The following is a 20621-nucleotide window of genomic DNA, read 5'->3' on the forward strand; positions in this document are numbered from 1 at the left end:
TACGAGAGTTGAAGATGAAAATAAACGAACTGGCAACCCTGAAAGCGGAATCACCTGATACCCTCCCATCTGCAGAGCGACGGAACTTTCTGAAAATCGGCCTGGCCGTGACCGGGGTTTATCTCGGTGGTACCGTTCTGTCTCTGACGTCGGTCGTCGATGCCCTGGCGGAAGGTCCGGTGCCTAGTTCCGGTAAGTACCCCTACAGTCCTCATTACACCATGGTACTTCGTGAGCACCTCTGCATCGACTGCGAGCTCTGCAAGGAGGCATGCGTCAAGACCAACAATGTACCGTCTTACGGGTATCGGACCACCATTCTCGAGCGACGGCGTGACATTGTCGGCGGTGAAAAGGAAACCATTTTCATGCCGGTACTCTGCAACCAGTGCAACCGGCCGCCCTGCGTCCGTGTCTGCCCGACCACGGCAACTTGGAAAGACGAAAAGACTGGCATCGTGGTGATGAAGAACAGCCGGTGTATCGGCTGTAAAACCTGCATGGCCGCCTGTCCCTATAATGCCCGCTACTTCAACGAGGAGACGCGGGCCGTCGACAAATGCGATTTTTGCTGGGAAAGTCGTCTCTCCAAAGGAGAAACCACCCCGGCCTGTGTTGAGGCGTGCCCCGCCGATGTTCGGGTCTTCGGTGATTTGGCTGATCACAACAGCAGGGTCTTTCAGTTGCTCCATACACCCGGTTCGATCGTCTGGGTTCTTCGGCCGGAAACCGGTGCCATCCCGAATGTTTTTTACACCAATGCCTGAGGTGCGATGCTTTGTGGATGCAGACTCTAATACCACCAGGAATGCTCGTCTGAGTCGAGGAGCATGCGGGAGAGAAGAATGAAAAAGATAGTTGCCATAGGATTTGTCGGTGCCATTCTCTTCAGTTATCTGTTGATCTCCGCTGCGGATCAGCCAGCTGTAGAGCAGGAGCCCTACGACGAGGACGCTTACGGCCCGGAGGCGCTGATCGTCTGGAACGAGCCGGTCAAGGGTGTTTTTTTTAGTCATCAGCTGCATACCATGGAAATGGGGCTTGATTGTGAATCGTGCCATGATGATCTGTTCGAGATGGAAGCCGGTGCCGCTGAGGGGCAGGACGATTTTACGATGGCCGCCATGGGTGACGGCATGTACTGCGGCGCCTGTCATGACGGCAGCATGGCGTTCGATGTGAACTCGCAATGTGCCTCCTGCCATCAGCAGCCGGAGGATGCCATCGTCTGGACCAAACCGGTTAAAGCCGTTATTTTCGAGCATAAGACCCATTCGGAAGATATGGGACTTGACTGTGAGTCCTGTCACGACGACCTGTTCACGATGCAGGCCGGCGCCGCAGAGCAAGCCGATGATTTTGTCATGGCCTCCCTCTACGACGGGCTCTACTGCGGTGCATGTCACGACGGCAGTACCGCCTTTGCTTCTGATACCCGCTGTACCACCTGTCATATCGGGGTCAGAGGATATGCCCGGTTGATGGGTGAAGCGGAGACCCCGGCTCACGGAGCTGAGCACTGATCCACCAGTAAACGAGTCCGCCGGTGTGCGATCCGGCGGACTCGTTTACATCGATGCCTGCCAATCTTGTCGAATCCTGTTTCCATATATCCAGGATAACACCTGGTCGGGGCGCATATTTCGCCCTTCTTCTTCCTATCTTATAACTTCCTGAATTAGTTTTATCTTTGTCTTTTCCTCGGCGGCGACGCCTGTTTTTTTCGAGGCGATTTCTTGCCAAATGAATCGCCGCTCATTGTAACACTCTGAAATAATAATAAGAAATAAAGAGAAAAGGAAGATGGCGCACTATGCGCCACTACTTTTTGCCTGAGGACGCATAGTGCGCCATAGGGGGAAGATGTTTCCTGAAAAACGACCGGGAAATAAGACGGTTTGTTTTTTAATTAAAATCTTTATTTCTTTTTAATACAGCTCTTTATCATTAAACTTTGCGCATGTTAAGCGGTTCCAAGAAGTGTTGGCATGTCCATTGCTTTAGAGAAGGCAAAGGACGTCGTAACCACCACCAACAAGGAGATCGACATGGCCGCAACGTATCTTGAAACAACTCGGAATTTCACGGCTCCCCTGGCGCTCGTCCAGGAACGGTGGCGCGAGAAAGCGAGTGAGTATTTCTGGTTTTCCGTGTGTCTGGTCCTGTTCATGATTCTCGGGCCGTTTGCTGCGCCGATCGCTCTCGGTTTTGTTTTCAGCAAGCAGGCAACCGGGGCAGACATGACGGAACCGGCGCGAATCGACGAATAAGTCAATAACAGCAGAATATCGTATAACTTTCAAGGAGGAATCATGTCTCTACAGTCACAGGCAGCCGTTATCGGAGCACAGGAGTTTCGCCGGCCGCAGTTCAATCTGTTGCTGGCCGTAATGCTTGGTCTTGTCGCCATCGGTGTCTCGGCGGGTCTTTATGCCCTCTATGTCGGTCACCACCAATCACTTGGCGTAACCCGCGAGGTTCCGTGGGGGATCGCCATTTCCACCTATGCCTATCTGGCGATTATCTCAACCGGTCTCTGTGCTCTGGCCGCGTTGAGTCACCTGTTCGGCGGCAATAATCTGGCCCCGCTCGCCAATCGGATGGTCTGGTTGTCGATAGCCGCCATCATGGGGGCGTTCCTGGTGATCGGTCTGGAACTTGAAAATGTCTGGCGAATGCCGCTCGGTGTGATCCTCTACCCGAATCCGACTTCAAATATATGGTGGATGGGAACGCTTTATGGCATGGCGGTTGGCATCATGATGGCCGAGTTGTTTCTGATCATTACCAGGCGTTATAAACTGGCGGTGATTCTCGGGGTCTGCGCAGCGGTTACCGAACTCTTCGCCAACAGCAATCTCGGCTCTGTATTTGCTTCTCTTAACGCTCGGCCGTTCTGGTACGGTTCGCAACTGCCCGTTTTCTTCCTCGCCTGCGCTTTTCTCTCCGGCGCGGCGGCGATTGTTCTCTTCACGCACGGATCATTTGCTCTTCGCCGCAAATCGCTCAGCAAGGAGACCTTCGAGGCGATGCAGACCGGCGGTAAAGTAATGATGCTGATGATTTTCCTGATCGGTATCGCTACGGGTTGGAAATTCCTCAACGCGCTCGTCGGTTCGGAATCTCTTGGTAATGCTGCTGCAGTCTTGACTTCCGGTCCCCTGTCCAACAGTTTCTGGGTCTTTGAAATCGGGATCGGGCTGTTGCTGCCGTTCGTGGTCCTGCTCGTTACCCGCCTGGAGTCGGTTCAGGCCATGTCGTTGGCGGCCTTGATGATCCTGGTCGGACAATTCTTTTCCCGGCTGAACCTGGTGGTCGCCGGCCAGATCATTCCGCAATACTCGGGTTATGAGGGTATGCCGGCTTATCATCAGTATACCGCAACGGCGCCGGAAATCGCCATTGCTCTGAGCGGTATCGGTGTTCTTGGCGCCTGTTTTCTGATCGGTGAATATTATCTCGGGGAGAGTTTCCGGCACCATCATGAGGACTGATGAGAAGGACTGTCGAGACACCAAGAGCAATCGTAAGGAGGCCCTCCATGATCTCTGAAGACGAAGCAATATTTACCATCGGCATGGCAGCGAAAATTCTCGGTGTCCACCAGCGAACGCTGCGTAACTACGAGGAGAGCGGCCTGGTTCGTCCGAAGCGGAAAGGGAAGTGGCGTTACTATTCGATGCGTGACATTAAGTGGATCGAGTGCCTGCGGGAGATGATCCACGATCACGGTATCAGTATCAATGCGGTCAAGAAACTGCTTTCCTATACGCCGTGTTGGAACATCATCGATTGTCCCTTTGAGAAGCGACAACGGTGCAGCGCCTTCTTTTCCAACACCATGGTTCCCAAGAAGATCAGGCGGTTGGAGCCGGTTCCGCAACGGAAAAAGAAGGTCGCTTTCTAGGAAAACGTCAGTTCGATACGCGTTACCTCTATCGCCCCGTACCGCCTGTAACGGTACGGGGCGTTCTGCGTTCGGCATCTGCTGCCGCGCGCCGTTTTTAAGTCACCGGCAATCGCGGCGCACGTGTTACCCCGGCCTTGGCTGACTATCAGCAAATGCTGCCTTCGTGCCGTTCTCCCTTCGGTCAATCTCTGCGTCCCGACAACGTGCAATCCCAGTCCTCCCGGCACTCAACCGTTCCGGCCAGGTAGTGCTGAAAAAGCTCCCCTCTTTCCTTGTGGTTTTCTTCCGCCAATCGCCATGGAGAAAAGGGCTTATATTGCGTCCTCTTCTCCATGGCGATTGGCGGAGGGCGAAAAATTCGCCCTCCGCCAAAAAAAATTAATGACGATTAATGAATCATATAAACATATGATAATATAGTATTAAACACCTTTTAATCGGTGATTATCGGAAAAATAATTTGCCAGATGACGCAAGTTATTAGCGTAAATAACTTGACAACAGATATGTACAATTATACGATCGTTAATAACTCAGAATGATCCGAAAGGGAGGTCCTTTCGGTGTTACCCGGAAAATCGGTATGGAGGGTGGATTCATGGAAGGCTTCTTGTTTTTGGTGTTCTGGTTCGGTTGTGCGATCCTTCATACGCTCTACGATTTGAAGGTCAAACAGTGGTTCAGGCGGTCGGTCCTGAAGCGCAGTATCTGAAATGGCGGCTGCTTGTGCAGCGTAGAACAAACGATAATTCAAAGGAGTGCTGGAGATGAACAATTTGCTGGCGGGCGTACTCCCGCAGGAAGGAGGGTTGGAGTCTGCGAGTTCGTGGAAACACACGGCTGCGTTGTTTCTCCTCGGCTTGCTGACTATTGTTGGCGTGGCCTTCGGTATCCACTCGATCGTTGCCGGCCATGAGCATACGTTCGGTGTGACTCGCGAGGTGCCCTGGGGCCTGCTTATCGCGGCGTATGTCTTTTTCGTGGTCACGTCGACCGGGTTGTGCATTGTCTCGTCGGTCGGCCACGTCTTCGGTTTCAAGAATTTCACGCCGATCGCCAAACGAGCGGTGTTTCTATCGATTGCAACGATCGTCGCCGGATTTCTGGTTATCGCCTTCGAGATTGAAAATTCCTGGCGGATGCCGGTCGGCAACGTAATCGGCGCCAATCCGACTTCAAATATCTGGTGGATGGGAACCCTCTATGGTGCCTATCTGTTTTTCATGATGGTGGAATTCGTCATGTTGCAGAAAGAACAACACAGAACGGCCACCATGTTCGGTCTGGCAGGTCTGCTTACCGGTGTCGTCGCCCATTCCAATCTCGGCGCCGTGTTCGGTCTGCTCAACGGGCGTGAGTTCTGGCATGGCCCCTACATGCCGATCTATTTCATCATTTCGGCGGCGATGTCCGGCTGTGTCGCGATCATCTTCTTTACCTATCTTGCTTATCGAGTCAATAACTGGCAGATGAGTGATGATATGAAGAAATCTCTGTCCAGTGTCGCCAAACTCGGAGCCTTGATGATGGCGGTCATCCTGTTTTTTACTTCCTGGAAAATGATTGCCGGCGTAACCGGTAATCCTCCGGGCAAATATGCGGCGATGATGACCCTGATCAACGGTCCCTATGCCCTGAATTTCTGGATGGGCGAGATCCTGCTTGGTATGGTGCTGCCGTTTGCGTTGATTATGGCGGTTCGCGGTAATAATATGCGGGTCTTATTCGCTGCTTCACTGGCTGGGATGGTCGGTATCTTTTTCATGCGCTACGACCTGGTTATCGTTGGTCAGCTGGTCCCGCATTATCATGGAATGGGACTCGTCAACTATCCGGAAATGTTTACTTATTCTCCAACAGTCCATGAGTGGCTGGTGACCATCGGCGGGATTGCCTTCTGTTTCTTCCTGTTCATCGCCGGCGAGCGGTTGTTTCGCGGTCACCTGAGCGAAGCCCACTAGCGGGGCGGTAGGTGCAACCATGGTATCGATCAGCGGTGACAGCGCCTTCCGACCAGCGGAGGACGAAAGTGACCAGATGCGGCCGGGAGGTTCGATGAGAGTCAAGAAGAAAGTGGAAGTACAACCAATTGCGGCAGACACGCCGGTCTACTCGATTGGCGTTGCCGCCCAACTCCTCAACGTGCACCCACGAACGCTTCGGATCTACGAGGACGAGGGACTGGTCAAGCCGTCACGCAAAGGAACGAGGCGCTATTTTTCCCAGAACGATATCATCTGGATCAGTTGCATCCGCTCGATGATCCACGAAGAAGGTATTTCCATTCCCGGGATCAAGAAGCTGCTGCGCTACGCGCCGTGCTGGGAGATTGCCAATTGTTCTCGGGAAGTCTGCGAGTCGTGTACGGCCCGTGTCGATGTTGCCATTCCGCGCTCGCTACGTCTGGCCGGTGATCCGGAGGCGGAACGGCGGGCCAAGGAGCGGGATATCACTCTGCGGGCCGGAAAAAATCGGGGAGGAGAGTCCGACAGCAAGACATCTTCCCGATAAGAGCAGCGTCACTGTCCGTTAACACCTGCACGTGAAGTGGGGATCGGCACACGTAACCGTCTTTCGGCGGTTCGCGTGGCGATCCCCTTTTTTTTGGGGCGATTGACGCCGGTGCCTATCCCGGCCTGCCTTCCGGAATTGTGTTGTCATTGTTGCGATGGTTTCCTATTATAACAGGTTAAAGTGCCCGGACAGCGGTGTCTCGGCATGATCGCGATCAAGGAGAGTGACATGGAAGAACAATCGTATGTCTTGACGATGCTCGTGGCCAACAAACCGGGGGTGACTTCTCGGGTGACGGGCTTGTTTTCCGGCCGAGGGTACAACATGGAAAGCATCTGCGGGGCGCCCACCCACGATCCGGGTATTTCTCGGATCACCATCAAGACCAAAGCGACACCCGACCAGTATATCGACATCCAGAAACAGATCAATCGGTTGATCGACGTCATCAAGCTACGCGATATGACTATGGAAGATAAGGCTATCAAACGTGAGATGGCCTTGATCAGTGTCGAGATAACCTCGGAAAACAGGACCGAACTGATTCAGATAGCCGACATTTTTCATGCCCGGATCGTCAACGCCGGTATCGACTCTTACATTGTCGAAGTGACCGGAACCGAAGACAAAGTCAATGCGATTATCGATTTATTGCGACCATTGGGGATCAAAAAATTGACCAGGTCGGGCGTGCTGGCGCTTTATCGCGAACTGGATGATTCCCATCGCAGTAGTCGCTGAAAGTTCTTGAGTTTGGAGATGGTTTATGACTGAGCAGTATATTGCCCGCCGAATGGAACGGATCGCGCCGTTTTATGTTATGGATCTGCTGGCCAAGGCCAAACAGCTGGAAGCCGCCGGCCGTTCCGTTGTTCATATGGAGGTCGGTCAGCCGGATTTTGCCGCCCCGGCGCCGGTGGCCGCCGCCGGCAAAGCGGCGATTGATGCCGGCAAGACCGGCTATACGCCGGCCACCGGAATCCCGGAACTGCGCCAGGCCATTGCCGATCACTACCGCGATCGGTTCGGTCTGGCCATCGATTCGCACCGGATCATCGTTACTCCCGGTTCTTCGGGCGGCCTGCAATTGTTGATGGGGGTGTTGATCAACCCCGGCCAGGAAGTGCTGATGACCGATCCGGGGTATCCATGTAATAAGAATTTCGTGGAATTCGTTTCCGGCGTGCCGGTATCAGTGCCGGTGGGTCCCGAGACCGACTATCAGTTGACCGCCGAGATGGTCCGGCAGGCCTGGACTGAGCGGACCCGGGCGGTGCTGGTTGCCTCGCCGGCAAATCCGACCGGCACGGTGCTGTCGCGGGACGCGTTGCGGGAAATATATCAGGTCGTCCGGGAGCGCGGCGGCGTGCTCATCGTCGATGAAATATACCAGGGTCTGATCTACGAATTGGAGGCCTTTACCGCCCTGGACGTGGCCGACGATATTTTCGTGCTCAACAGCTTTTCAAAATACTTTGGTATGACCGGCTGGCGGCTCGGTTGGATCGTTGCGCCACCGTTTTTTGTCGACCCTATCGATTGTCTCGCCCAGAATATTTTTCTTTCCTGCTCTGCCCCGGCACAATATGCGGCGCTACGTGCCTTTTCCGACGACTGCCTGGCCATTTTTGAACAGCGTCGACAGGAGTTTCGTCGGCGCCGGGACTTTCTGCTGCCGGCGCTGCAGGAGATCGGTTTTTCTTTTCCGGCTGTCCCGCAAGGTGCTTTCTATCTCTACGCCGATTGTTCGTCCTTGACCGATGACAGCTTTCGGCTGGCTTACGATCTCTTGGAAAAGGAAGGGGTAGCGGTTACGCCGGGCAAGGATTTCGGGACCAATCGTGCCGCGCAGCACATTCGATTTGCTTATACCACCGATGTCGAACGAATGAACGATGGTGTCGAACGGATACGGCGCTATTTTCGTTAACACGAGCAGTTGTCGTCAGCGGCGATACCAAGAGGAGAGGTTTTTATGAATAATGCACAGATTCTAGCCAAAAGTTTCGTTGATTTGGGGGTCAAGCGGATATTCGGTTTTTCCGGTGCGACCATCTTACCGGTCTTTCATGCCATCGAAGAGTATGGCATTGACATCATCGTCGATGCCAACGAACAGTCCTGCGCTTTTGCCGCCGGTGGTTATTCGCGGTCAAGCAGCGAGGTCGGAGTGGCGGTCGTCACCTCAGGTCCGGCCATCACCAATACCCTGACCGCTGTGGCCGATGCCAACGCCGATTCGATCCCGCTGCTCGTCTTTGCCGGCCAGGTGGCCCGCACGAAAATGGGGACCGATGAGTTCCAGCATATCAACGTCGAGCGCATTTTTGCCGGAGCGGCAAAGAAAGTCATTGTCGTCAATGAACTGCAGAGTGTCGAGGAAGTGGTCAAGGACGCCTATTTCCTGGCCAAATCGGGGAAGCCGGGGCCGGTAGTCATCGATTTTCCGTTTGACATCCAGAAGACGGAAGGGGTCTATCGCGCCATCGAGCCGGAGCGCTTCCGTTATAAATACGACGAAGAGCGGCACCTCGGCGAGAACCAGTGTCGGCAGTTTTTCGAACTGCTGCAACAGGCCAAACGACCGCTGCTCTACATCGGCGGCGGTCTCAACTCGGCCGCGGGAAGCGCCCGTATCAGGGCCTTTAATCGTCGCTACCGTGTCCCGTCGATCTGGAGTCTGATGGGCAAAGGTGTGCTTGACGAGACCGGTGATTGGGCCCTGGGCATGCTCGGCATGTTCGGCGTGCCGGCCGCCAACATGGCGATCCAGGAGACCGACCTCTTCGTTGCCTTCGGTATTCGCTGGGACGACCGGGTGTCGCAGAAAGTCGGCGAGACCGGGTTGGCGGCCGATATCGCCTATTTTGACATTAATCCGGAAAAGGTCCAGGAGGTCAGATTTTCGCGAAATCCCAAATTCTCGTTTATCGGCAAGGCCGAGACGGCTCTCGACGATTTGCTTCGTTATGCCGAGTCGCATGATATCCGCCTCGATATCGGGCCGTGGCAGGACTACACCAGCAAGCTCAAACAGACCTATCGCCTGGATTACAACCGTCAGGCCGAGGCTATTCAGCAGGCCGAGGTAATGGAGGCATTGTCCAGCCTGATCACCGAAAATACCATTGTCACCACCGGTGTCGGTAATCACCAGATGCTGGCCGCCCAATACCTGACCACGCTGACCCCGAAGGCCTTTCTGACCTCGGGCGGCTACGGCACGATGGGCTTCGGATTGCCGACGGCGATCGGTGCCCAATATGCCAACCCCGGGGCCATTGTCATTGCCATCGATGGTGATGGCAGCCTGTTGATGAACCTTGGTGAACTATTTACCATCGGCAAATACGGCCTGCCGGTCAAGGTTCTGATGCTCAATAATCACGGGGACTGCATGGTCAGGAATATTCAGGATCTGGCGTACGGCGGCAGCTATGTCGGGACGAAAAAGATCACGCCGGTCAGTTTCGCAAATGTGGCCCGGGACATGGGGTTCTCGTTTACTCGACGGATCGAGAAGCGCGACGATCTGGCTGCGGGGCTGGCGGATATGATTGCAAACACCGGATCCTGTTTTCTCGAAGTTGTCTGTGATGTTGACGAGATGCTCTATCCCCGGATACCGGCCGGACTCGGATACAAGGATATGATTCTCGGCCCGCATATGCAGCAGTCCTGAGCCGTTTGGCTTCTTTTGGGTCAGTGGTGACGGAGCCATGAGCGTATTCAAGAACCTGAGCAGACGAGTGCGCCAACCGTTTCATGCGCGCTACGCATTTCGGCGTCTGCAGGAATATCATGCGGCGCCGCGGTCGCTTGCCGAGGTGGTTGATTGGGCCATGCATTTCGGCGGGGGCGGCTGGATGCGGGTCAAGACCTTGCAGCTTCCGTCGGAGATCACCAGGCTGGCAGAAGCGGTGGCCGCCATCAAGCCGCGGATCATCCTCGAGATCGGTACCGCCAGCGGCGGTACGGCGTTGATCTGGGCCGCGCTGGCCAGTGAACGGGTGATCAGCTGCGATCTGATCGACATGAGCCGGCAACGGCCGTTGTTTAGCCGCTTCCCGCCGCCCGGTTCTTCGTGCCGGGTGATCCTTCTGAGCGGCAATTCCCATGATCCGTCGTTCAGGGAGCGGGTGGCCGGTGAACTGGCCGGGTACCAGGTGGATTTTCTCTTCATCGACGGCGATCATACCGAAGCAGGGGTTACCGCCGATTATGAGGACTATCGAGGTTTTGTTCGTCCCGGCGGCTTGATCGCCTTCCACGATATCCTGGAAAACCAGCCTTTGCCGACCAACCAGGTGTATCATCTCTGGAAACGCCTCAAACAGCGGGCTCCGACCGAGGAGTTCGTTACCGAAGGCAACCAGAGTGGTTTCGGCATCGGTCTGCTGCACGTACCGGAGCAAGGCGCTCCAACCGTTGCCGGAGTGCCGGAGTGATGGCGCCGGTGCCGAGGTCACAGTGGAAAGGTAAAGCCAAACAGCGCCGTGACCTCGGAGTCCCTTTTGGTTATCGAGACATCAAAGTATTCGAGTGCCGCCCAGATCGGGTCCACCAGGACATAGGACAGATCATTTTCGACGGCGTATCGTTTCATCTGGTAACGGATTTCGCCGATCATCCAACCGACCCCGGTGGTGACGAAAATGTCTTTTGCCGACGGGTGTTCCGTCCATGATTCCACCGCGTATTCCCAGGTTATCGAAGCCGCCAGACTGAAGCCGATGCTGCCGGGTATGCCGAAGTCGCCTTCGCGGGCGCGCAGGTAGGTCTCCGAGCCCATCAGCGGATGGAGGATGTGATTGACGAAATCGCTATCGTCATCTTCCCGAGGTGACGGGTCTTTGACGGTTCGCTCAAAATTGTCGTAACTGATCGAGTGGTGGTTGAGATCCAGGATATTGATCGCAGCGAATTCAACCGCCATCAGCAGAGCAGTGTACGTAACCGGAGTGGCGACATCGAGTGCTGCAGCCCGGTCCGGTTGCAGGAAGAGAAAAGGTGGCAGACACAGTGCGATTCGTGCCGTTTGCCGCCATGAGCGCAGTTGGTGATTAAGCCGTTTTGACGGGATGCCAGCCATCATCGCCGCAGTCAGCTTTTTTTCAGGGCCAGCCGGGCGGCGATGACAAACGGCTCCCAGACTCCGGAGAAGGGCGGGGCATAGCCGAGATCGAGATAGAGCAGATCGTCCAGTGTAAAACCGGCGTGCAATGCGACTGCCAGCGGATCGATTCGTTTGCCGGCACCGGCGCCGCCGACGATCTGGGCTCCGAGCAGCCGTCCGGGACCCTGTTCCGCCAGCACCTTGACGGTCATCGGCGCGGAGCCGGGATAGTAGCGGGGCAGGGTGTGGGCCTCGACGAGTCCGGTGACGAACGGGATATTCAACTCCTTGATCTCCCGTTCGCTCAGCCCGGTCCTGGCGATTTCGGTATCCATGAACTTGGTGATTGCCGTGCCCACCACTCCGGGAAAACGGGCCTCGCCGCCGGCCAGGTTAATGCCGGCGACACGCCCCTGTTTGTTGGCGATCGTGCCGAGGGCAAAGAATACCGGGCGGCGGCCGACCAGGTGGAATGATTCGGCGCAGTCCCCGGCGGCCCAGATAGTCGGCACCTTGGTCTGCTGACGGTCGTTGATGGCAATGGCGCCGCCGGCGCCGAGAGGGATACCGGCTTTCCCGGCCAGAGCGCTGTTCGGTCTCACCCCGAGGCCGAGCAGAAAGATGTCGGCGGCTAGAGTGGCCTGGTCGGTGATAACCCGCACAGCCCTGCCGTTAATCGTTTCGAATCCGACAACCGTTTGGCCAAGGTGCACGTTCACCCCGTGCCGCTCAAGGGCCGAGCCTACCAGGTTGGCAGGTTCTGCATCCAGAGAAGACATAACCTGGTCGCCGCGCTGGATCAGGTGTACCTGCAGGCCGCGCATGATTAGCGCTTCGGCCATTTCGATGCCGATATAACCGCCGCCGACGATTACCGCCGAGCGGGGTTTTTCTCGCTGCAACGCCTGTTTCAGAGCGATACCGCCGGCCAGCGAATTGACATCGTGGATATTGACCGCGTCGCTGCCGGGAAGGTGCGGCCGTATCGGCGTGCTGCCGGTGGCGATCAGAAGGTGGTCGAAGTGGTGTCGCCGGGTGGTGCCGTGATCGAGATCCGCCACGAGTACCGTCTTGTTGGCAGTGTCGATCTCGATGGCTTCGTGGCGGGTGTGGACCTCGATGTCCATCTTCTCTCTGAACGTTTCGGGCGTGCGGGCGATGAGCCTGTGCTCGGAGTCGACCAGACCGGCGACGTAGTAGGGGATGCCTCAAAGGGCATAGGACGTATAGGGGCCTTTCTCGAAGACGGAGATCCGTGTGGCCGGTGCCCGTCTCCTGAGCTGGGACGCGGCGCTCATGCCGGCCGCGTCGCCGCCGATAATCAGTACGTGTACCATGTGATAACCAGTTGTCGAAATGCTTGATCTCGCCCGCGCTCGAGGTGAACGCAGCTCGTCTTTTCCCATATTTTCGACGCCTCGTCAATCACCGCGACCCGTCGGGCAGGCCGGCACCTTTGTTTTTGCCTCTGTTTGGTGGAGCGGGTAGAATGAGTCTGGCCGGTGAATGTTCATTCAGGCCTGGTGCCGGGGAGAATCTTTATGGTGGCAGCAGACAAAGTGTCCGATTATCGCGCCGATCCGGAGATAGTCGTCGCGTATTTCCGCAAGACCGTGCCGTTCGACCAACTTGACGAAGGGGTGCTCAGGTCACTCGCCCGTCACTGCAAGCTCGATTTCTATCCGAAAGGTACACGTATCCTGATCGCCGGGGAATCGGAAGTGAATTTTCTCTACCTGATCCAGAGCGGCGCGGTCAGTAAGTATATCGTTGATGCGCAGGGCACCGATTCGCTACAGGATCTGCGCGGCGAAGGGCAGTTCTTCGGGGCACTCGGTATTATTCAGCGCTCCCGGGCGAACGTCGATGTGAAAACCGTCGAAGACACCTTCTGCATCCTGCTGCCCAAACGGTACTTTCTCGAGTTGCTCGACACTCAGCCGCACTTTGCAGGTTACTATCTCAAGGATTTCTCCGACCAGCTGGCGCACACCGCTTATAGCGAGTTGCGTCGCGACAAATTGAAGCGGCGATCTTTCGAGGATTTACTGCTCTTTAGCAATACGGTGGGCGATATCGTTCAGAGGCAGGCGGTTACCGTCGATGCACGAGTTACCATCCAGGCTGCCGCCGCATTGATGTCCGAGCAGCGGATCGGTTCGCTGCTCGTTCACGAATCGGGGCGTCCCGGACAGATTGTCGGAATCATTACCGACCGGGATCTACGTGTCAAGGTGGTGGCGGCGGGTCGTGCCTTAAACCGACCGGTTGCCGAGATTATGTCGAGTCCGGTACAGACGGTACTTTCCCAAGCGTTGTGTTTCGACGTGCTGCTGCTGATGCTCAGCCGCGGTATTCGCCACCTGGCTGTTGAGCAGGGCGATCGCATTGTTGCTGTCGTCACCTCCAGCGACATCATGTCGCTGCAGGGCAATTCCCCCTACCATCTGTTCAAGGAGATTATCAGTCAGGATCAAATCAGCGGTTTATACCCTCTGGCCCAGAAGATTCCCGACGTGGTCCGAGGCCTGCTCAAGGAGGGCGGCAAGGCAAGCCATATCACCAGGATGATCGCCATCATCAATGACCATGTCTTGTCTCGATTGCTGACACTGCTCGAGACGGAACTCGGTTCGCCGCCGGTTGCTTATTGCTGGTTGTTGCTCGGTAGTGAAGGACGACGCGAACAGACCTTCAAGACAGACCAGGACAATGCCCTGGTCTACGCCGATCCGCAAAACGATGCCCAGCGACTCCAGGCAAAGCATTATTTCACCGAGCTGGCCGAGCGGGCTGCCTATCATCTGGCCAATTGCGGTTATCCGCCCTGCCCGGGAGAAGTCATGGCGGCCAGTCCTCGGTGGCGCCAGCCATATTCGGTCTGGCGCGACTATTTTACCTCGTGGGTGTGTCGCTCTGATCCACAGGAAGTGCTCAATTCCACCATTTTCTTTGATTTCAGAGCCGGTTTCGGAGAAAATCGATTGGCCGATGAACTGCGCAACGAGCTGGTGACGCTGATCAGACGGCAGGATAGTTTTCTCTTCCACCTGGCTCGACAGGTACTGGCCGTTCGTACCCCGCTTTCCTTTTTTCGCAATTTCGTCGTCGAAAAAAACGGTGAATATAGACACCGACTCGATATCAAACGAACGGGTATTGCTCTGTATGTCGACGTCGCCCGAATCCTGGCTCTCAGATACGGCGTCAGAGAAACCAATACGCTGGCGCGGTTAAAAGTGCTGGCCGACGAAGGTCATCTCGATCGACAGCTGGCCGGAGCTGCGGCGGACAGTTACGAACTGCTTATGCAGCTGCGGTTGTTGCATCAACTCGGGCAGTTGGAAGAGAAAGGGCTGCCGGACAATCATATCGATCCGGCTGACCTGACCGACTTGGAGCGGCGGATGCTCAAAGAGAGTTTTCGGATTTTTGAGCGACTGCAAACGGTTTTGGAAACCATCTATCCGGCCCCCTGACTGCGCCCGGCGGGTCGAGGTATCGTCAGATGTACTGGCTCAACCCACGTAACTGGTTTCGTCGAGCACACCCGCTGATCGTTGAAAACCGTCGATATTTCAGCAGTTTTTCCCGGTACATACGACTCGCAGACTGCTCGTTCGTGGCGTTTGATACCGAGCTGACCGGACTTGATCGCCGCAAAGACGAGATAATCTCCATCGGAGCGGTGCGGATCACCAATCTGCAGATCGATCTCGGTGACACCTTTTATCAGGTGGTCCGCCCGAAGGCTTTGGCGCGTACCGGTTCGACGGTTATCCACCGGTTGGCGCCGGGTGAGTTGTCGATGGCCCCGGCCTTTGAAGCCGTTTTGCCCGATTTCTTGCGTTTCATCGGCACCTCTCTCATTGTCGGACATCATATCGACCTTGATATGCATTTCCTCAACCGGGCCACCTGGGACCACCTGGGCGGCGTTCTCGCCAACCCCGGTATTGATACGATGCGACTTGCCCAGGGGTACAGTCGGTGGCACCAAAGCTATCTGTTTCAGCAAAGTACCATGGAGAGCTATCGACTTGCAGATTTGAGCAGACGTTTCGGCCTGCCGAGTTACAGCTCGCACAATGCCTTCGAGGATGCGGTGCAGTCTGCTTGCCTGTTCTTGCTGCTGATCAAAAAACTCCGCGCCGGCGGTATCGAAGATCTTAATGATCTTTATAAGATCGGCTATTCTCGTTGATCTGTCCTAACAGCTAGCTCCCCGGGCTGGCCGGTCCTGCCGGAGGCTGCATCGCGAAGGCCCGGCGGGCTGGAGAATCAGGCCCGTAGGGCTGCGGACAGGACGTCCGCAGCCGGCGGCCAGGCCATGGATGGCCTGTCTGCCGGCCTCGGAAGCCAGTCGATCAGGCCGCAGCGCAGCAGTCGGAGGCAGGACCGGTCAGCCTTTCCGACCATAAGCCGATTATCATGTTCCGTCGTGATTCTCTATCTCATCAGGGGAGTAGAGGGAAGGGGTTACAACATGAGGTTTTTCAGGCTACGCCCAGTGGGCATCGTCTGTTCCAGATCGTACCGCTCAATCTTGCGACGTAGGGTATCTTTCGATATTCCTAGTTCCCGGCAGGTAATCATCTTGCGCCATTTGTTCCGCTGCAATGAACCGAGAATCGCTTCCTTCTCAATCTCTTCAAGGGTCATACCCGGCAGAGAGGCGATCGCCGACTGACCGTTTTCGGTATGTTCCGGATGGAATGATTCGGGCAGGTGATGTTCCTGGATGAATCCGCCCGGACAGAGGATGAAGGCGTATTCGATGATATTTTCCAGCTCCCTGATATTGCCGGGGAAGCCGTGGTGCATCAGAACGGACATGACGCTGTCGCTGATACCGGCAATGTCTTTTTTCTTTTCAGCGCGAAAACGATCGACGAAATGATCGATCAGCAGCGGAATGTCTTCCCGGCGTTCGCGCAGTGGTGGCAGGTTGATGTTTACTACATTGAGACGATAGTAGAGATCGTCACGAAACGTCCCTTCTTCAACGGCCTTTCTCAGGTCCCTGTTGGTCGCCGCAATAACCCTGATATCGACCTTGATCGAGTCGTTTGCACCGAGCGGCTCGTAGACGCGCTCTTCCAGGACCCGCAATAGCTTGACCTGCAGCGAGTGCGGGATGTCGCCGATTTCATCGAGAAATATTGTGCCACCGTCGGCCGCGGCAAAGCGCCCTTCACGGTCTTTCCGCGCATCGGTGAAGGCGCCGGAGCGATAGCCGAACAGCTCCGATTCGAGCAGGGTTTCAGGGATGGCACCGCAGTTCACCGAAACGAACGGCTTATCCTTGCGGGTTGAGGCGTTGACGATCGCCTCGGCCATGACGCCTTTCCCGGTACCGCTTTCACCCAGGATTAGTATGGTGCTGTCGCTGGTGGCAATGTCCGGCAGGATCTGGAAATAGCGCTGCATCGCCGGGCTTTTGCTGATGATCTCGTCAAAGGTGTAGCGCTGCATCAGTTGTTTACGCAGCGTTTCCTCGACGGATAGATCGCGGAAAGTTTCCACCCCGCCGATTACGTTGCCGACTACGTCGACCAGCGGTGAGGCGCTGATGCTGATCGATTTGTTTTTGCCGTCGGCATCGATGATGGTAATCGACCGGTTGGTAACCGGTCGCCCTTTGTAGAGGCTTTCGGCGACGGCGCAGTTCTTGCCGCAGATCGATGAGTGAAAGACATCGCTGCAATAACTGCCGATGGCGTCCTCGCGTTCCCAGCCGGTGATGATTTCGGCCGCGAGATTGAACGAGGTGATTTTCCAATTTCTGTCGACGGTGAAGACGCCGTCGGCGATCGAATCGAGAATGAGACGATTTTGCAGCGCGTCCGTATTGTCCTTGAAGGTCTGGACGCAGCCGATGGCTTGGCCGTCGGCGTCGAGCATCGGCGTGATCGATACCGAGATGGGCAGGTTGTAGCCGTCCTTGTCGGTGACGTAACCGTCCTGGTCGATGATGTTGCACGGTTCGCCCTTTTTGTCGATCAGCGGGCAGGCGGACACGCCGTCGGCGGCGAAAAAGAGTTCGTCGCAGGGGCGGCCGACCACGTCCGTCTCGGTCCAGCCGGTGATGTTGTGCGCCCCCCTGTTGAACGAGGTGATGACTCCATGTTTATCAAAGGTGACGACCCCTTCGGCAACTGCATTGACGATCAGATCACTCTTGATCGTCTCGCTGATGTCGCGAAATGATTCGACGCCGCCGATAATCCGGTTTTCGGCATCGATCAGCGGTGAGGCGCTGATACTGGCCGGGAAAGTGGTGCCGTCCTTGCGCACCATATAGACATCGCGGTCATGAAAAATCCGGCAGTTTTTCATGATGCTGGAGGCAACGGCACAGGCATGGCCGCAAATATTGGATTTGAAAATGACCTTGCAGGGCCGGCCGAGCACTTCCTTCTGTGTCCATCCGGTCATCAACTCGGCAGCGGCGTTGAACGAGCTGATTTTCATATCCTCGTCGACGGTGAATACCCCGTCGGCGATGCTGTTGAGCGCTAGTGTCCTGGTGGTGACCGTTGTCGAACGGTCGATCAGGCCGATATAGACGCCGAGCAGAGAGCCATCCCGGGCGGGCATGTGGATGATGCGAACCTCGAGTCCGTCTTTTTGCCCGGGATGATAGTCGGCCAGCAGCAGTTGTTCGTCGGTCTCCTTGTGGAGCGGTTTGCAGAGGTGCTCATGGAGGGGACGGAAGCGATGATCGGCAGCGATGACCTCCACCAAACCGGCTTGCAGCAGATCCTCCCGGTCAACGCCGATGATGGCCGCCGCCTGCTGGTTACAGGACGTGACAATCAGGTTGGTATCGACCGTCAGGTAGCCGATATCAGGTCCTTTCAGTCGTAGCCTGGGGTGTTTGATGAGCGTGCTTTCCATGATGATGTTCCGGATGTTTCTATCTCAGTTCATCACCTATTATACGGTCAAGCGGGTTCGGGCGCAATGCAGCGGGGTACGATTTTCCGGGAATAAGCGAGCGGAAAGACTACCTGACCGGGGGGTGGTGCAGAACGCACGAGACGGCCGATCAGCCGAAGCGGCCGGTGATATAATCCTCGGTCAACCGATGTTTCGGGTTGGTGAAAATGTGCTCCGTGGCACCGACTTCAACGAGGTTGCCGAGGTGGAAATAGGCGGTCCGTTGGGAAACGCGGGACGCCTGCTGCATCGCGTGGGTGACGATAACGATTGAATACTGGGTGCGCAATTCGGCGATCAACTCCTCGATTTTGGCGGTGGCGATCGGGTCGAGGGCCGAACACGGTTCGTCCATCAGGATGACCTCCGGACTGACGGCGATCGCCCGGGCAATGCAGAGTCGCTGCTGCTGTCCGCCGGACAGTCCGGTGCCCGGTTCGGCGAGACGGTCTTTTACTTCCGTCCAGAGGCCGGCTTTTTTTAAAGAGGTCTCGACGACTTCGTCCAGTTCCGCCTTGTTTCGGGTCAGGCCGTGGATCTTCGGACCGTAGGCGATATTGTCGTAGATCGACTTCGGGAAGGGATTTGGTTTCTGGAAGACCATGCCGACTCGGGCGCGCAGGGGAACGACGTCGACACTGGCATCATAGATGTTCATGTCGTCCAGGCGGATTTCACCGCTAACCCGGCAGCTCGACACCGTATCGTTCATCCGGTTCAGGCACCGCAAAAAGGTTGATTTACCGCAGCCGGACGGGCCGATCATCGCCAGCACTTCGTTGCCGGCGACGTCGATACTGACGTCTTTGATGGCGCAGCTTTCTCCGTAGTGAACGAACACGTCGCGGCAGGTCATACGCGGCTTTTCGACAAACGGATTGCCGACGGTTTTTTCGAGTGGGGTATCCAGCTTGGTAACTGCCATGGTGTCTCTCTGTCCGGTAATTGCCGGAAAGGCCGGCTGCGTGATAACGTCCGTTACGGTGTTCATGGTGTCTGCCGGTGATGAATCGCTCATTTCGGGAAAGTGCCGCTCCGACCACCAGGCTGGTGATCGGAGCGGTGTGCTGGTTCTGAATGGGACAAACGACTTATTTCATTGCCATCGGCTTCAGTTCTTTGACGTCGGCGGCAAACTGGGCGCGTTCTGCATCAGGCATCGGAATCATACCCTTGTCGGCAAGGTAACCCTCCGGCCCCCAGGCCTTCTCGCTGGTGAATTCGGCCAGGTATTCGGTAATGCCCGGAATAGTGCCGACATGAGCCTTCTTGACGTAGAAGAACAGCGGGCGGGATACCGGATATTTACCGGCAGCAATGTTCTCAAACGTCGGTGCCTCGCCTTCGACCATAGAGCCCTGGATAACATCAGCGTTCTGGTCGAGGAAGGAAAAGCCGAAAATGCCGAAGGCGTCCGGGTTGGCCTGCAGTTTCTGCACGATCAGGTTGTCATTTTCGCCGGCTTCGACATAGGCGCCGTCTTCGCGAATGCTCTGGGTTGCCGCTTTGTGGGCGTTTTTATCCGTTTTCTTCAGTTCTTTGATAGCTTCAAACTCTCCGGCAGCTTCTTCCATGACCAATTCGACGAAAGCGTCCCGGGTCCCCGATGTGGGGGGCGGGCCGAGTACTTCGATTGCCACGGCGGGCAGCTCCGGGTTGACGTCCTGCCAGGTCTTGTAGGGATTCGGTACGAGCTTCCCGTCACTGTTTGGAACGTCCTTGGCCAGGGCCAGAAAGATGTCCTTGCGGGTCAGATTCATCTGCGGTGCCGTCTTGTCATTGGCGAGCACGATGCCGTCATAACCGATCTTGACTTCGACGATGTCGGTGACGCCGTTGGCGGCGCACTGCTCCTGCTCGGATTTCTTGATCGTCCGTGAAGCATTGGTGATGTCCGGGTGTTCGACACCGACGCCGGCGCAGAAGAGCTTCAGGCCGCCGCCCGAGCCGGTGGATTCGATTTTCGGGGTCTTGAACTGGGAGGTCTTGCCGAATTGTTCAGCGACGACGGTGGCAAACGGATACACCGTCGATGAGCCGACAATGGCGATGTAGTCACGATTAGCCTGGGCCGGCGAGGTCATCGCCGTTACTGCCAGCAGGGCACCTGCGGCAATCAGTCCTGTTACTTTCATACTG

General features: G+C 56.1%; 18 protein-coding genes. 13 read left to right on the plus strand and 5 right to left on the minus strand.

What is annotated here, in order from left to right; all coding sequences use genetic code 11:
• The first annotated feature begins 14 nt into the window (after positions 1–14).
• The 11 genes from BUC26_RS07735 (at position 15) to BUC26_RS07785 (ending at position 10872) form a co-directional block, all read left to right on the plus strand.
• Positions 15–767: a 4Fe-4S dicluster domain-containing protein gene (locus tag BUC26_RS07735; RefSeq protein ID WP_084540531.1), complete on the plus strand. Its 753-nt coding sequence runs from the start codon at positions 15–17 to the stop codon at positions 765–767.
• Positions 768–845: 78 nt separating this feature from the next.
• On the plus strand, positions 846–1523 hold the full coding sequence (locus BUC26_RS07740) for a c(7)-type cytochrome triheme domain-containing protein (RefSeq protein ID WP_073374931.1): 678 nt from the start codon (positions 846–848) through the stop codon (positions 1521–1523).
• 465 nt (positions 1524–1988) lie between these two features.
• Positions 1989–2270 carry a hypothetical protein gene (locus tag BUC26_RS07745; protein ID WP_073374932.1) on the plus strand — a complete coding sequence of 94 codons (282 nt, stop codon included), beginning with the start codon at positions 1989–1991 and terminating at the stop codon, positions 2268–2270.
• A gap of 42 nt (positions 2271–2312) precedes the next feature.
• Positions 2313–3494: an NrfD/PsrC family molybdoenzyme membrane anchor subunit gene (gene nrfD / locus BUC26_RS07750; protein ID WP_073374934.1), complete on the plus strand. Its 1182-nt coding sequence runs from the start codon at positions 2313–2315 to the stop codon at positions 3492–3494.
• Positions 3495–3541: 47 nt separating this feature from the next.
• Positions 3542–3907, plus strand: a complete 366-nt coding sequence (locus tag BUC26_RS07755; protein ID WP_073374935.1) for a MerR family transcriptional regulator — start codon at positions 3542–3544, stop codon at positions 3905–3907.
• Between the two features lie 770 nt (positions 3908–4677).
• Positions 4678–5871 carry an NrfD/PsrC family molybdoenzyme membrane anchor subunit gene (nrfD, locus tag BUC26_RS07760; RefSeq protein WP_073374937.1) on the plus strand — a complete coding sequence of 398 codons (1194 nt, stop codon included), beginning with the start codon at positions 4678–4680 and terminating at the stop codon, positions 5869–5871.
• Between the two features lie 94 nt (positions 5872–5965).
• The gene (locus BUC26_RS07765; RefSeq protein WP_084540542.1) at positions 5966–6421 is read left to right on the plus strand and encodes a MerR family transcriptional regulator; all 456 of its coding nucleotides are present in this window, start codon (positions 5966–5968) and stop codon (positions 6419–6421) included.
• Positions 6422–6652: 231 nt separating this feature from the next.
• Positions 6653–7165 carry an acetolactate synthase small subunit gene (gene ilvN / locus BUC26_RS07770; protein ID WP_073375026.1) on the plus strand — a complete coding sequence of 171 codons (513 nt, stop codon included), beginning with the start codon at positions 6653–6655 and terminating at the stop codon, positions 7163–7165.
• A 25-nt stretch (positions 7166–7190) separates the two neighbouring features.
• Positions 7191–8354: a pyridoxal phosphate-dependent aminotransferase gene (locus tag BUC26_RS07775; RefSeq protein ID WP_073374940.1), complete on the plus strand. Its 1164-nt coding sequence runs from the start codon at positions 7191–7193 to the stop codon at positions 8352–8354.
• Positions 8355–8399: 45 nt separating this feature from the next.
• On the plus strand, positions 8400–10106 hold the full coding sequence (locus tag BUC26_RS07780) for a thiamine pyrophosphate-binding protein (protein WP_073374942.1): 1707 nt from the start codon (positions 8400–8402) through the stop codon (positions 10104–10106).
• Between the two features lie 37 nt (positions 10107–10143).
• Entirely contained in the window at positions 10144–10872 is a 729-nt protein-coding gene (locus tag BUC26_RS07785; protein ID WP_073374945.1) for a class I SAM-dependent methyltransferase, read from the plus strand.
• A gap of 17 nt (positions 10873–10889) precedes the next feature.
• Here the strand turns inward: BUC26_RS07785 and BUC26_RS07790 are convergent, their stop codons facing one another.
• Together BUC26_RS07790 and BUC26_RS07795 are read right to left on the minus strand one after the other, a co-directional pair.
• Complete coding sequence (locus BUC26_RS07790) at positions 10890–11519, minus strand: DUF3943 domain-containing protein (RefSeq protein ID WP_073374947.1); 630 nt, start codon at positions 11517–11519, stop codon at positions 10890–10892.
• Between the two features lie 8 nt (positions 11520–11527).
• Positions 11528–12877 (minus strand): FAD-dependent oxidoreductase, encoded by a 1350-nt coding sequence (locus tag BUC26_RS07795; protein ID WP_143165951.1) that lies wholly within the window; start codon positions 12875–12877, stop codon positions 11528–11530.
• 204 nt (positions 12878–13081) lie between these two features.
• Here BUC26_RS07795 and BUC26_RS07800 point away from each other — a divergent pair, with 204 nt between their 5' ends.
• Together BUC26_RS07800 and BUC26_RS07805 are read left to right on the plus strand one after the other, a co-directional pair.
• Entirely contained in the window at positions 13082–15019 is a 1938-nt protein-coding gene (locus tag BUC26_RS07800) for a DUF294 nucleotidyltransferase-like domain-containing protein (RefSeq protein WP_073374948.1), read from the plus strand.
• Between the two features lie 143 nt (positions 15020–15162).
• Entirely contained in the window at positions 15163–15744 is a 582-nt protein-coding gene (locus tag BUC26_RS07805; RefSeq protein ID WP_208609749.1) for a 3'-5' exonuclease, read from the plus strand.
• 275 nt (positions 15745–16019) lie between these two features.
• Here the strand turns inward: BUC26_RS07805 and BUC26_RS24395 are convergent, their stop codons facing one another.
• The 3 genes from BUC26_RS24395 to BUC26_RS07825 all read right to left on the minus strand — a co-directional run bounded on the left by BUC26_RS24395 (position 16020) and on the right by BUC26_RS07825 (position 20617).
• On the minus strand, positions 16020–18440 hold the full coding sequence (locus BUC26_RS24395) for a sigma 54-interacting transcriptional regulator (protein WP_084540533.1): 2421 nt from the start codon (positions 18438–18440) through the stop codon (positions 16020–16022).
• 151 nt (positions 18441–18591) lie between these two features.
• Entirely contained in the window at positions 18592–19473 is an 882-nt protein-coding gene (gene pstB, locus BUC26_RS07820; protein ID WP_073374951.1) for a phosphate ABC transporter ATP-binding protein PstB, read from the minus strand.
• Positions 19474–19573: 100 nt separating this feature from the next.
• The gene (locus BUC26_RS07825; RefSeq protein ID WP_073374952.1) at positions 19574–20617 is read right to left on the minus strand and encodes a PstS family phosphate ABC transporter substrate-binding protein; all 1044 of its coding nucleotides are present in this window, start codon (positions 20615–20617) and stop codon (positions 19574–19576) included.
• Positions 20618–20621 lie beyond the last annotated feature (4 nt).

It is taken from the genome of Desulfofustis glycolicus DSM 9705, assembly GCF_900130015.1.
Lineage (GTDB): Bacteria > Desulfobacterota > Desulfobulbia > Desulfobulbales > Desulfocapsaceae > Desulfofustis > Desulfofustis glycolicus.